Raw genomic sequence first — 12,387 nt, 5'->3', positions numbered from 1 at the left:
CGAAGGGCGCCGGTGCGCGCTTCAACTCGCCCCGTCCACAGGGTTGAAACCGGGCCGGAGAGTGGTAATCCTCGCGAGGGGGACAAGCGCGGCCATCCGGCGCCGCGGCGTGGATCGGGGGGTCTGCGATGAGTGCTGTCCTGGGTGCCGAGACCACGCGGCACCGTGCGCCGCTGCCCTGGGTGGATGTCCTGCTGTCCGCGATCGCCGCCGTGAGCTGGGCGTTGATCGGCATGGCGGGCACGGCCGCGCTCGGGCTCCATCTGCTGGAGGCGGACTCCGCGGGCTCGATCGGCCCCATGACGGCGGCCGTTGTGGTGCTCGGCGCGGGTGGTTCGGTCTCCCCGTCGGGCGATGTGTCCGCTTTCGGACTGAAAGGCGCCGAGGCCCACACCGCCGTCGAGATCACGCCACTCGGCGTGAGTCTGGTCGGGGCGCTGCTGCTGTCGTGGTTCTTCCTGCGGTCCCTGCGCGCGGCAGGAGTTGTCGTCGCGCCGGCCGAACTCCTCGCGCGCGTGGGCACGGTGGCCGTGCTGTTCGTCGCGATGCTCGGGGGGCTCGCCTGGGCCGGTCACGACGTCATCACCATCGACGGCGGCTCGCTCGGCCTGGACGGGCTGCCGGGCGGGGGCGGCAAGGGGGGCGGGGGGCTGAGCCTTCCCGGCATCGGGGACGTGGGGGGACTGCTGCCGGACCGGATCGGCGACCTGATCGACGCCAAGGCGGCCGTCGGCTTCACCGTGGACACCTCGGCCACGCTCCTCGGCGGTCTGTGCTGGTGCGCCGGCGTCCTGCTGATCGCGCTGCTCGCCGCCCGCCGCGCACCGCTGCCGCCCGGCTGGACGGCCGTACACCGGGTGGTCCGCCCGGCGGTCTCGGCGCTCGTCACCGTGTCACTGACGGCCGTGGCCGCCGGGCTCGCCGCGGCGGTCCACGCGGCGGTCGGCGACGACCACCCACGGCGGATCGCGGGCGCGGCGCTGCTCGGCGCGCCGAACGGGGTCTGGCTCGGCGTGCCCCTCGGCCTGTTCGTCCCCTGGGACGGCAGGGCCACCGGCGTTCTCACCGCGGTGCTCCCGCACCCGCTGGACCAGCTGCTCGGGGGGCGGTCCGCCGAGCCCGTGACGGTGGGCCGACTGGCCGCACTGGACGGGCGGGTGTGGCTGCTCGTGGTGGCCGCGGCGCTGATGATGCTGCTGGCCGGGGTACTGACCGCGGTGCGCACCCCGGTGCTGCGGTCCGCCGACAGCGCCCTGGGGTTCGCCGGCCGGTGCGCACTGCGGCTCGGGGTCGCGACCGCGCTCGCCCTCCCCCTCCTCGCCCGGCTGACGGACGTGTCCGTGGACGCGGCCCTGTCCGTCCTCGGCTTCGACGCCTTCGGCGCGGGCCTCGACCTGCACGGCCACCTCGGCACGGCACTGCTGCTGGGCGCTGCCTGGGGCACGGGCACCGGCGCGGCGGGAGCCCTGCTGGCCTGGACGAGCGGGGCGGCGGGGGCGGGGGCGGGGGTGGTGCCAGGAGGCGGGGGCGCCCCCGGGTACGAGTACGGGTACGGGGGCAGGAGCGGCGGCGGGAGCGGCGGCCAGAGCGCATCCGGGTACGGCGACGGGAGCCGGGACGATTCCGGGTACGGCGACGGAGGCCGGGACGGCTCCGGGTACGGCGGCGGGAGCCGGGACGGCTCCGGGTACGGCGACGGAGGCCGGGGCGGGCACGGTTCCGGGGACCGTGGTGCTCCCCGGCGCTCCGGGCTCGGCTCCGACGCCGGGCCGTACGTGCCGAGCCGGCCGTACCGCCCGCCGAACCCCGACACGAACCCCTACCTGCGGCTGCCGGAGGAGCGGCGGGACATCTGGCCCCCGGCCGCGGGACAGGAGCCGGCGGACCGACCGGAGCGGGGCACCGGACAGGAGCCGTCTGCCGGACGCGAGGGGGACCCGGCGCAGGATCCGGCGACGGGGCGGGGGCCGGCGGGTGGGCAGGAGCCGGCCGGCGGGCGGCAACCGGGCGGTGGGCGGGAACCGGGCGGTGGGCAGGAGCCGGCCGGCGGGCGGCAACCGGGCGGTGGGCGGGAACCGGGCGGTGGGCAGGAGCCGGCCGGCGGGCGGGAACCGGACGGTGGGCGGGAACCGGACGGTGGGCGGGAACCGGACGGTGGGCGGGACGTGTACGGTGCGCCGACCATCGCCGGGCCGCTCGGCCCTCCTCCCCCGGTACCCCGGAAACACCCGTCCCCGCGGCGGCCGGATGAGCGCCCCCCTCGGACGCCGGGCGACGGACCGCCGCCTCCCCCGCCCCCTCCCGGAGCACCGAAGCGGCGCGGATGAGAGCCGGGCGCGGGTCCCGTGAATCGCCGTCCGCGGCCCGCCGTGGCACGCTCGTGAGGGAGCCGAGGCGGTGTCGCCGCACGCGCGTCGGCGCCGATTTCCCCGCGGCAAGATCCCCGACACCGGACCGCCACCCATTGTTCCGTGTCCGTCAGGCGGACCTCGGCGGCGGGCGGCACTGGGTGCCGGATACGGTGGTGACACCATGAGCGCTTCGCAGACCTCCGCTACGGGGACTTCCGAGGTCCCCACCCTCCTCGTCAAGATCTTCGGCAAGGACAGCCCGGGCATCACGGCGGGCCTCTTCGACACCCTTGCCGCCTACCTCGTCGACGTGGTCGACATCGAGCAGGTCGTCACCCGGGGACGCCTGGTGCTGTGCGCGCTGGTGACGCAGCCGCCGGCCGGTCTGGAGGGCGACCTGCGGGCCACGGTGCACAGCTGGGCCGAGTCGATGAAGATGCAGGCGGAGATCATCTCCGGACACGGCGACAACCGTCCGCGCGGTCACGGGCGCTCCCTGGTGACCGTGCTCGGCCACCCTCTGACCGCCGAGTCGACGGCCGCCATCGCCGACCGGATCGCCAAGGCCGGCGGCAACATCGACCGCATCTTCCGGCTCGCCAAGTACCCGGTGACGGCCGTGGAGTTCGCGGTGTCCGGCGTGGAGACGGAGCCGCTGCGCACGGCTCTGGCCTCCGATGCGGCGGCACTGGGTGTCGACGTCGCCGTGGTCTCGGCGGGCCTGCACCGGCGCGCCCAGCGGCTGGTGGTCATGGACGTGGACTCGACCCTGATCCAGGACGAGGTCATCGAGCTGTTCGCCGCGCACGCCGGCTGTGAGGACAAGGTCGCCGAGGTGACGGCGGCGGCGATGCGCGGGGAGCTGGACTTCGAGCAGTCGCTGCACGCGCGCGTGGCGCTGCTGGAGGGGCTGGACGCGTCGGTGGTGGAGAAGGTGCGCCAGGAGGTCCGGCTGACCCCGGGCGCGCGCACCCTGATCCGCACCCTGAAGCGGCTCGGCTACCAGGTGGGCGTCGTCTCCGGTGGATTCACCCAGGTCACCGACGATCTGAAGGAGCGGCTGGGCCTGGACTTCGCGCAGGCCAACACGCTGGAGATCGTCGACGGCAAGCTCACCGGCCGGGTGACCGGCGAGATCGTGGACCGGGCGGGCAAGGCCCGGCTGCTGCGCCGGTTCGCCGCGGAGGCCGGGGTGCCGCTGTCGCAGACGGTGGCGATCGGCGACGGCGCCAACGATCTGGACATGCTGAACGCGGCGGGCCTGGGCGTGGCCTTCAACGCCAAGCCGGTGGTGCGCGAGGCGGCGCACACGGCGGTGAACTTCCCCTTCCTCGACACGGTCCTGTACCTCCTGGGCGTCACCCGGGAAGAGGTCGAGGCCGCCGACACGCACGACGAGGGCTGAGCGGCCCCGGCCCGCGTCCGGCCACGGAGGGCCCGGCACCCTGTGCGGTGCCGGGCCCCGCGCCGTTCGGTGTCCGGGGTCAGCGCCGGGTCACTCGGAGGGCGCCCAGTACTCCGTGAGCGTGGCCACGCCGGGCTCGACGCTCTTCCAGGGGCCGTCGAAGGAGAGCACGGCGAATCCGGCGGCGGGAAAACCGCGGCGGTTCATCCGTTCGCGGGCGTCGCCGTCGGCCGAACCGGCCAGGATCTCCGCCAGGCCGTGCACGCCCGGGTTGTGCCCGATCAGGATGACGTCCCGCGCATCGTCGGGCAGCTCGTTGAGCACGGCGATCAGCTCGCCGGGCGAGGCCTCGTAGACCCGCTCCTCGTAGACGGTTTTCGGCCGGTGCGACAGCTCGTGGACGGCGAGCTTCCAGGTCTCGCGGGTGCGGGTCGCCGTGGAGCACAGGGCCAGGTCGAAGGCGATGCCGGTGTCGGCCAGCTTGCGCCCGGCGACTGCGGCGTCCATACGGCCCCGCTCGGCGAGCGGGCGTTCGTGATCGGGGACCTGGGGCCAGTCGGCTTTCGCATGCCGGAAGAGGACGATCCTGCGGGGTTCTGCGACGCTCATGAGACCCAGCTTCGCATGAACCAGGCCACCCGGCGCAGGGAGTTGACATGCGGGTTCACCGCGCGAGGGGGCTTGCCGTCAGCGCGCGAGGAGCTGCTGGGCGCGCTCCAGGAGACGCGCGATCGCGGGGTCGCCGCTCGCAGCCTGGGCGTCCGACGGGTTCAGTATCAGCGCGAGCAGCACGATGAACGCGAGGGCGGGCAGGGCGAGCGCCCACCAGGGCAGCCTGATGTCGACGCCGCCCGTGGTCGCCGGGTGGGGCCGGGAGGGGGTGGGGGCCGGCATGGTCGCCTCCGTGAGTCCTCGAGCGGGTCCTGACCGCTGGTGCGGTCACCTCTCGAAGCTACGGAAACCGGGGGCGCCAACCCATCCGGAACTCCACCCAGTTGACCCTGAGCCTTACCCCCTAGGGGATGGTGGGGTCAGCCCCACCGTCCTCCGGGAGGAACGGGCGCGGCGGTGACCCCGGGGCAGGCCGCCGTCACGAGGACCCGGTGAGCCCCACGCGGACCCGGCGACCCCGGCGGAGGCCGCCGTCACGGGAACGCGATGATCCCCGCGGAGGCCGCCGTCACGGGGACGCGATGATCGCCACGATGGCGATGATCACGAAGATGGCGAAGAACGAACCGAAGATGAGCAGCATCTTCTTCTGGCCGTTCTGCGGGTTCGGGTCGAGCACTGGCTGCATGCGCCCAGTCTCGCACCCCGCACCCCGCACGGCGGCGCCGGGGGCGCCCGGCGCGCCGGGTCAGCGCGCCGCCTCGTCCTCCACCGTCCGGTCGCGGCCCGCCAGGAAGCCCACCGCCATCTGCGGCACCATCAGGGCCGCCATGAGGGCGATCGGCAGCCCCCAGCCGCCGCTCTGCTGGTAGAGCACGCCGACCAGCAGCGGGCCGGGGATGGAGATCAGATAGCCGGTGCTCTGGGCGAACGCGGACAGCTGGGCCACGCCCGGACCGCTGCGGGCGCGCATGCCGACCATCGTCAGGGCGAGCGGGAAGGCGCAGTTGGAGACGCCGAGCAGCACGGCCCAGGCCCAGGCGCCGCCGGCCGGGGCGAGGTACAGCCCCGCGTATCCGGCGAGGCCGCAGGCGCCCAGGACCAGCACGATCGGCCCCTGGTGGGGCAGGCGGGTGGCGACCCGCGGGATGACGAAGGCCAGCGGCACGCCCATCACCATGGTGACGGCGAGCAGGACACCCGCGGTGCCCGCCGGGACGCCGGCGTCCCGGAAGATCTGCGGCATCCAGCCCATGGTGATGTAGGCGGCGGTCGCCTGGAGGCCGAAGAAGACGGCGAGTGCCCAGGCGGTGCGGCTGCGGGCGATACGCAGGGGAGCGTGCTGTTCCGCGGCCCCGCGCACCGGCTCCTGCGACGGGACGGCGGCGGTGCCACGGTCCCGTACGAGGGGCAGCCAGGGCAGGACGGCCGCGGCGGCGATGACCGCCCACACGGCGAGGCCGGACTGCCAGCTGCCGCCCAGGGCGTCGGTCAGGGGGACGGTCACCGCGGCGGCGAGGGAGGTGCCGGCCGCGAGGGCCATCGAGTAGAGGCCGGTCATGGAGCCGACCCGGTCGGGGAACCAGCGCTTGACGATGACCGGCATCAGGACGTTGCTGACGGCGATGCCCATCAGGGCGAGCGCGCTGGCGGCCAGGAATCCGGCGGTGTCGCCGACGTAGGGCCGTAGGAGCAGGCCCGCGGTGATGGCGGCCATGCCGGCGCACACCACGGCGGCCGGTCCGAAGCGGCGGGCCAGACGGGGTGCGGTGACGCCGAAGACGGCGAAGCAGAGCGGGGGCACGGAGGTGAGGAGGCCGGCCACGCTGCCGCTCATGCCGAGCCCGTCGCGGACCTCCTCCAGGAGGGCGCCGAGGCTCGTGATGGCCGGGCGGAGGTTCAGCGCGGACAGCACGATGCCCACGACGACCAGCCGGGTCGCCCACGCGCGTGTGCGGCCCGCGCCGGGCGGCGTGTCGGGTGTGCTCGTCGCGGCGGCCGTACCGCGTTCGGTCGATGACATCGCCGTACGGGTCTCCACTGTCCGGGTTTCCTCACTAACCATGAGACCCATCATAGAATCATAGGATGATTGCCTGTCCATCCCCGGGACGTCCGCGCCCGGGCCACTCGTGCGAAGGTGTGCCATGCCCTTGAGCCACCCCCGCCGTTCGGCGCTGTCCGAGCAGGTCATCGCCGAACTGCGCAACCAGATCACCTCCGGCGAGTGGCCGGTCGGCTCGCGCATCCCGACGGAGCCGGAGCTGGTCGAGCAGCTCGGTGTCGCCCGCAACACCGTCCGCGAGGCGGTCCGCGCGCTCGCCCACAACGGCCTGCTGGACATCCGCCAGGGCTCGGGCACCTATGTCGTGGCCACCAGTGAGCTGGCCGGCGTGATGCACCGCCGCTTCGCCGACGCCGACCCCCGGCACATCGCCGAGCTGCGCTCCACGCTGGAGTCGGCCGCGGCGAAGCTGGCGGCCGAGCGGCGCACCGAGAAGGACCTCAAGCAGCTGGACACGCTGCTGGCGCGGCGCGAGAAGGCGTGGGAGACCGGCGAGGCGGAGTCCTTCGTCACGGCCGACGCCACCTTCCACCTGGCCGTGGTGGCCGCCTCCCACAACGACGTGATGTCGGCGATGTACGCCGACCTGGGCGAGGTGCTGCGGGACTGGCTGCGCGCGGACGTCGGGGCGGAGCTGACCCCGGAGACGCACATGGACCACAGGCGCCTGGTGGACGCGATCCGCGCCGGGGACGCGGAGGCGGCGGCGATGGAGGCCGCGAGCTACCCGTTCCTGTGCGATCCGGGCCGGTTCACCGCGCCTTCTGGTGGCTGATCCAGACCGACCGGACCTCCTTCCAGCACCGGCCGGTGAGCCGTACGGTCATGGCCGGCCCGGCGTCCACGGGGGCGCTGTCGGTGTCGATGTCCCACCAGCGGGCGCACTCGATGTGCAGGCGCACGCGATCGATGTCGACATAGGGATTGTGGCAGTAGGCCACCACCTGGGAGCCGCGGACCGCCGTACGGCAGGCCGCGCCGAACCGGCTCGGCGCGGGCGGCTCGCCGTGGCCCACGCGCGCGTGGGGCAGCGCGTCGTACGGCAGGGACAGGACGAGGGCCAGGGCCACGGTCGCCGTGACCAGGCTGCGGGAGAGGCGCACAAGGGGGACCTCCTCGTCCGACTGCGGAGGGACGTGCGAGGGAGGGTGTAATCCAGGGTGCGCCGTCGGCACGCCGGCGGCCCGGCCGGTGGGCCGAACGGGTGACATGGCCGGCCGCCGGCCGGACGGCCGACGCCCCGCTCCCCGCTCGCGGCGGGAATCGGGGCGTCGGCCGGATCGCGCGAGGGTCAGGCGCCGATGGCGTGCAGCCCGCCGTCGACGTGGATGATCTCGCCCGTGGTCTTCGGGAACCAGTCGCTCAGCAGGGCGACGACACCGCGGCCGGCCGGCTCCGGGTCCTTCAGGTCCCACTCCAGGGGCGAACGGCTGTCCCAGACGGACGCCAGCTCCGAGAAGCCCGGGATGGACTTGGCGGCCATGGAGCCGATCGGGCCCGCCGAGATGAGGTTGCAGCGGATGTTCTGCTTGCCCAGGTCACGCGCCATGTAGCGGTTGGTGGCCTCCAGGGCGGCCTTGGCCGGGCCCATCCAGTCGTACTGCGGCCACGCGTACTGGGCGTCGAAGGTGAGGCCGACGACCGAGCCGCCGTTCTGCATCAGCGGCAGGCAGGCCATGGTCAGCGACTTCAGGGAGAACGCCGAGACGTGCATGGCCGTGGCCACCGACTCGAACGGCGTGTTGAGGAAGTTGCCGCCGAGCGCGTCCTGCGGGGCGAAGCCGATGGAGTGGACGATTCCGTCGAGGCCGCCCAGCTCCTCGCCGACGACGTCGGCCAGGCGCCCGAGGTGCTCCTGGTTCGTGACGTCCAGCTCGATGACCTTGGTCGGCTTCGGCAGCTTCTTGGCGATGCGCTCGGTCAGCGTGGGCCGCGGGAACGCGGTCAGGATGATCTCGGCGCCCTGCTCCTGCGCGAGCTTGGCGACGTGGAAGGCGATGGACGACTCCATCAGCACACCCGTGACCAGGATGCGCTTGCCCTCAAGAATTCCGCTCATGGTGATCAGTGACCCATTCCCAGTCCGCCGTCAACCGGGATGACGGCTCCAGTGATGTACGAGGCGTCGTCCGAGGCGAGGAACCGCACCGTCGCGGCGATCTCCTCCGGCTGCGCGTAACGGGCGAGCGGCACCTGCGAGACGATGCTCTGGCGCTGCTCGTCGCTGAGCGCCCGCGTCATGTCGGTGTCGACGAAACCGGGCGCGACGACGTTGAAGGTGATGTTGCGCGAGCCCAGCTCCCGGGCGAGCGAACGCGCGAAGCCGACCAGGGCGGCCTTGGAGGCGGCGTAGTTCGCCTGGCCCGCCGAGCCGAGCAGGCCGACCACGGACGAGATCAGGATGACGCGGCCCTTCTTGGCCCGCAGCATGCCGCGGTTGGCGCGCTTGACGACACGGAAGGTGCCGGTGAGGTTGGTGTCGATGACCGAGGTGAAGTCCTCCTCGGACATGCGCATCAGGAGCTGGTCCTTGGTGACGCCGGCGTTGGCGATCAGGACCTCGACCGGACCGTGCTGGTCCTCGATCTCCTTGTAGGCCTGCTCCACCTGCTCCGGGTCGGTGATGTCGCACTTGACGGCCAGGAAGCCGGCCGGCGGCTCTCCCGAGCGGTACGTGATCGCGACCTTGTCGCCGGCGTCGGCGAAAGCGCGGGCGATGGCGAGGCCGATGCCTCGGTTGCCTCCGGTGACGAGAACCGAGCGGCTCAACGGATCACCCTTTCGATAGCGGTCTGACAGATCCGCCCGGACACCTGGATGACAGGCGGCTTCATCGAAAACCTATCGGTACCGCCACCCGCGCGGGCAAGCGGGCACCGACAGTGGCGCGGGAGTGTCGCTGTCGGATCCCTACAGAATCCTCCGGCCCGGACCCCAAACCTGTGGTCCGCCGCGCCGCTCCCGCGACATGATCGGAGCCGACAGGCCACGACAGCAGGGAGACCTCCGTGCCTCATTCCATCGACGAAGCCTTCACGGCGCTTCCGCTACGGGCCCTCGCCGACGCCGCGCTCGCACGCGCGCGTGCGCTGGGGGCCGAGCACGCGGACTTCCGGTTCGAGCGGGTGCGCAGCGCGTCCTGGCGGCTCCGCGACGCCAGGCCCGCCGGATCGTCGGACACCACCGACCTCGGGTACGCGGTACGGGTCGTGCACGGCGGTACCTGGGGCTTCGCCTCCGGCGTGGACCTGACCATGGACGCCGCCGCGCGGGTCGCCTCGCAGGCGGTGGCCATGGCGAAGCTGTCCGCGCAGGTGCTCAAGGCCGCCGGGTCCGACGAACGCGTGGAGCTGGCCGACGAGCCGGTGCACGCCGACAAGACGTGGGTCTCGTCGTACGAGATCGACCCGTTCTCGGTGCCGGACGACGAGAAGGCCGCGCTGCTGGCGCAGTGGAGCGCGCGGCTGCTGGCCGCGAAGGGTGTCGACCACGTCGACGCCTCGCTGCTCACCGTGCACGAGAACAAGTTCTATGCCGACACCGCCGGGACCGTGACCACCCAGCAGCGGGTGCGGCTGAATCCGCAGCTGACGGCCGTGTCGGTCGACGAGTCGAGCGGCGAGTTCGACTCCATGCGCACCATCGCCCCGCCGGTGGGGCGCGGCTGGGAGTACCTGACCGGCACCGGCTGGGACTGGGACACGGAGCTGGAGCGGATCCCCGAGCTGCTCGCCGAGAAGATGCGGGCGCCGAGCGTGGAGCCGGGCCTGTACGACCTGGTGGTCGACCCGTCCAACCTGTGGCTGACCATCCACGAGTCCATCGGCCACGCCACCGAGCTGGACCGCGCGCTCGGCTACGAGGCCGCCTACGCCGGCACCTCCTTCGCCACCTTCGACCGGCTCGGCAAGCTGAAGTACGGCTCCGAGCTGATGAACGTCACCGGTGACCGCACCGCCGAACACGGTCTCGCGACCATCGGCTACGACGACGAGGGCGTCGCGGCACAGTCCTGGGACCTGGTGAAGGACGGCACGCTCGTCGGCTACCAGCTGGACCGCAGGATCGCGAGGCTGACCGGGTTCGAGCGGTCCAACGGGTGCGCGTTCGCCGACTCGCCGGCGCACGTGCCGGTGCAGCGCATGGCCAATGTGTCGCTCCGGCCGGATCCGGCCGGACTGTCCACCGAGGACCTGATCGGCGGTGTCGACCGGGGCATCTACGTGGTCGGCGACCGTTCCTGGTCGATCGACATGCAGCGGTACAACTTCCAGTTCACCGGCCAGCGCTTCTTCAAGATCGAGAACGGGCGGATCACCGGGCAGCTCAAGGACGTCGCCTACCAGGCCACGACCACGGACTTCTGGGGGTCCATGGCGGCCGTCGGCGGCCCGCAGACCTATGTCCTCGGCGGTGCCTTCAACTGCGGCAAGGCCCAGCCGGGCCAGGTGGCCGCCGTGTCCCACGGGTGCCCGTCCGCCCTCTTCAAGGGCGTCAACATTCTGAACACCACGCAGGAGGCCGGCCGATGAGCGCCCTCACCAACAAGCCGCACGAGGTCGTCGAGCAGGCCCTGGCACTGTCCCGTGCCGACGGCTGTGTCGTCATCGCCGACGAGCACTCCACCGCCAACCTGCGCTGGGCGGGCAACGCGCTCACCACCAACGGGGTGACCCGGGGTCGTACGCTCACCGTGATCGCCACCGTGGACGGGGCACAGGGCACCGCCTCCGGGGTCGTGTCCCGGTCGGCGGTCACCCCGGACGAGCTGGAGCCGCTGGTGCGGGCCGCCGAGGCCGCCGCGCGCGGTGCCGGGCCCGCCGAGGACGCGCAGCCGCTGGTCGGCGGGGTGCCGGAGTCCCCGGACTTCACGGACGCGCCCGCCGAGACCTCCTCCGCCGTGTTCGCCGACTTCGCCCCGGCGCTCGGCGAGGCCTTCGCACGCGCGCGTGCGGGGGGCCGGGAGCTGTACGGCTTCGCCAACCACGAGCTGGTGTCGACGTACGTGGGGACCTCCACCGGGCTGCGCCTCCGGCACGACCAGCCCACCGGCACGCTGGAGCTGAACGCCAAGTCTCCGGACCGTACGCGCTCGGCGTGGGCCGGCCGGTCCACCCGGGACTTCAAGGACGTCGACCCGGGCGCCCTCGACGCCGAGCTGGCCGTACGGCTCGGCTGGGCGGAGCGGCGCGTGGAGCTGCCCGCGGGCCGCTACGAGACGCTGCTGCCGCCCACCGCGGTCGCGGACCTGCTGATCTACCAGCTGTGGTCGGCGTCGGGCCGGGACGCGGCCGAGGGCCGGACGGTGTTCTCCAAGCCGGGCGGCGGCACGCGGCTCGGTGAGAAGCTGAGCGAGCTGCCGCTGACCCTGCGCAGCGACCCGAACGAGCCGGGACTGGAGTGCCCGCCGTTCGTGGTCGCCCACTCCTCGGGCGGCGACCAGTCGGTCTTCGACAACGGGCTGCCGACCCACGCCACCGAGTGGATCGACCATGGCGTGCTCAGGCATCTGACGACCACCCGGCACAGCGCGGCCCTGACCGGGCTGCCGGTCGCCCCCGCGCTCGGCAACCTGATCCTGGACGGCGGCGACGACCGCTCCCTGGAGGACATGGTCGCGGACACCGAGCGAGGGCTGCTGCTGACCTGCCTGTGGTACATCCGCGAGGTCGACCCGGCGACGCTGCTGCTGACGGGCCTGACCCGGGACGGCGTCTACCTGGTCGAGAACGGCGAGGTGACCGGTCAGGTGAACAACTTCCGGTTCAACGAGTCGCCGGTGGACCTGCTGGGCCGGGCCGCCGAGGCGGGGCGGACGGAGAAGACGCTGCCGCGCGAGTGGAGCGACTGGTTCACCCGGGCCGCGATGCCCGCGCTGCGCATCCCGGATTTCAATATGAGCTCTGTCAGTCAGGGCGTATAACCTCGTAGTCGGCTGTCGTCCGACCGCCCGA

At 73.0% G+C, this 12,387-nt stretch carries 12 protein-coding genes; 5 read left to right on the top strand and 7 right to left on the bottom strand.

Features of this window, described 5'->3' with window-relative positions; genetic code table 11:
* Positions 1-128: 128 nt before the first annotated feature.
* Complete coding sequence (locus ACZ7KF_RS37740; protein ID WP_471085877.1) at positions 129-2,327, top strand: streptophobe family protein; 2,199 nt, start codon at positions 129-131, stop codon at positions 2,325-2,327.
* A gap of 205 nt (positions 2,328-2,532) precedes the next feature.
* The gene (gene serB / locus ACZ7KF_RS37735; protein WP_471085874.1) at positions 2,533-3,756 is read left to right on the top strand and encodes a phosphoserine phosphatase SerB; all 1,224 of its coding nucleotides are present in this window, start codon (positions 2,533-2,535) and stop codon (positions 3,754-3,756) included.
* Positions 3,757-3,846: 90 nt separating this feature from the next.
* Here the strand turns inward: serB and ACZ7KF_RS37730 are convergent, their stop codons facing one another.
* The 4 genes from ACZ7KF_RS37730 to ACZ7KF_RS37715 all read right to left on the bottom strand — a co-directional run bounded on the left by ACZ7KF_RS37730 (position 3,847) and on the right by ACZ7KF_RS37715 (position 6,433).
* Positions 3,847-4,365, bottom strand: coding sequence for a SixA phosphatase family protein (locus ACZ7KF_RS37730; protein WP_471085871.1), 519 nt, complete (start codon positions 4,363-4,365; stop codon positions 3,847-3,849).
* 78 nt (positions 4,366-4,443) lie between these two features.
* Positions 4,444-4,650, bottom strand: a complete 207-nt coding sequence (locus tag ACZ7KF_RS37725) for a hypothetical protein (protein WP_471085868.1) — start codon at positions 4,648-4,650, stop codon at positions 4,444-4,446.
* 286 nt (positions 4,651-4,936) lie between these two features.
* Positions 4,937-5,056 carry an SGM_5486 family transporter-associated protein gene (locus ACZ7KF_RS37720; protein WP_471085865.1) on the bottom strand — a complete coding sequence of 40 codons (120 nt, stop codon included), beginning with the start codon at positions 5,054-5,056 and terminating at the stop codon, positions 4,937-4,939.
* Between the two features lie 60 nt (positions 5,057-5,116).
* Positions 5,117-6,433 (bottom strand): CynX/NimT family MFS transporter, encoded by a 1,317-nt coding sequence (locus tag ACZ7KF_RS37715; protein WP_471085862.1) that lies wholly within the window; start codon positions 6,431-6,433, stop codon positions 5,117-5,119.
* 82 nt (positions 6,434-6,515) lie between these two features.
* Here ACZ7KF_RS37715 and ACZ7KF_RS37710 point away from each other — a divergent pair, with 82 nt between their 5' ends.
* Complete coding sequence (locus tag ACZ7KF_RS37710) at positions 6,516-7,208, top strand: FadR/GntR family transcriptional regulator (RefSeq protein WP_471085859.1); 693 nt, start codon at positions 6,516-6,518, stop codon at positions 7,206-7,208.
* Here ACZ7KF_RS37710 and ACZ7KF_RS37705 read toward each other — a convergent pair.
* The 3 genes from ACZ7KF_RS37705 to fabG all read right to left on the bottom strand — a co-directional run bounded on the left by ACZ7KF_RS37705 (position 7,186) and on the right by fabG (position 9,202).
* Positions 7,186-7,536 (bottom strand): hypothetical protein, encoded by a 351-nt coding sequence (locus ACZ7KF_RS37705; RefSeq protein WP_471085856.1) that lies wholly within the window; start codon positions 7,534-7,536, stop codon positions 7,186-7,188. The two genes, ACZ7KF_RS37710 and ACZ7KF_RS37705, sit on opposite strands and share 23 nt — an antisense overlap.
* Before the next feature lie 188 nt (positions 7,537-7,724).
* On the bottom strand, positions 7,725-8,492 hold the full coding sequence (gene fabI, locus ACZ7KF_RS37700; RefSeq protein ID WP_471085853.1) for an enoyl-ACP reductase FabI: 768 nt from the start codon (positions 8,490-8,492) through the stop codon (positions 7,725-7,727).
* A 5-nt stretch (positions 8,493-8,497) separates the two neighbouring features.
* Positions 8,498-9,202, bottom strand: a complete 705-nt coding sequence (gene fabG / locus ACZ7KF_RS37695; RefSeq protein ID WP_471085850.1) for a 3-oxoacyl-[acyl-carrier-protein] reductase — start codon at positions 9,200-9,202, stop codon at positions 8,498-8,500.
* A 239-nt stretch (positions 9,203-9,441) separates the two neighbouring features.
* On the opposite strand from fabG, the gene ACZ7KF_RS37690 reads away from it, so the two are divergent.
* Together ACZ7KF_RS37690 and ACZ7KF_RS37685 are read left to right on the top strand one after the other, a co-directional pair.
* On the top strand, positions 9,442-10,965 hold the full coding sequence (locus tag ACZ7KF_RS37690; RefSeq protein WP_471085847.1) for a TldD/PmbA family protein: 1,524 nt from the start codon (positions 9,442-9,444) through the stop codon (positions 10,963-10,965).
* Positions 10,962-12,356: a metallopeptidase TldD-related protein gene (locus ACZ7KF_RS37685; protein WP_471085844.1), complete on the top strand. Its 1,395-nt coding sequence runs from the start codon at positions 10,962-10,964 to the stop codon at positions 12,354-12,356. The genes ACZ7KF_RS37690 and ACZ7KF_RS37685 overlap by 4 nt, the downstream gene beginning before the upstream one ends.
* Positions 12,357-12,387: the final 31 nt, after the last annotated feature.

This window comes from Streptomyces sp. NPDC038200 (assembly GCF_055600785.1).
This window is presented reverse-complemented; position numbering and strand designations above follow the sequence as displayed.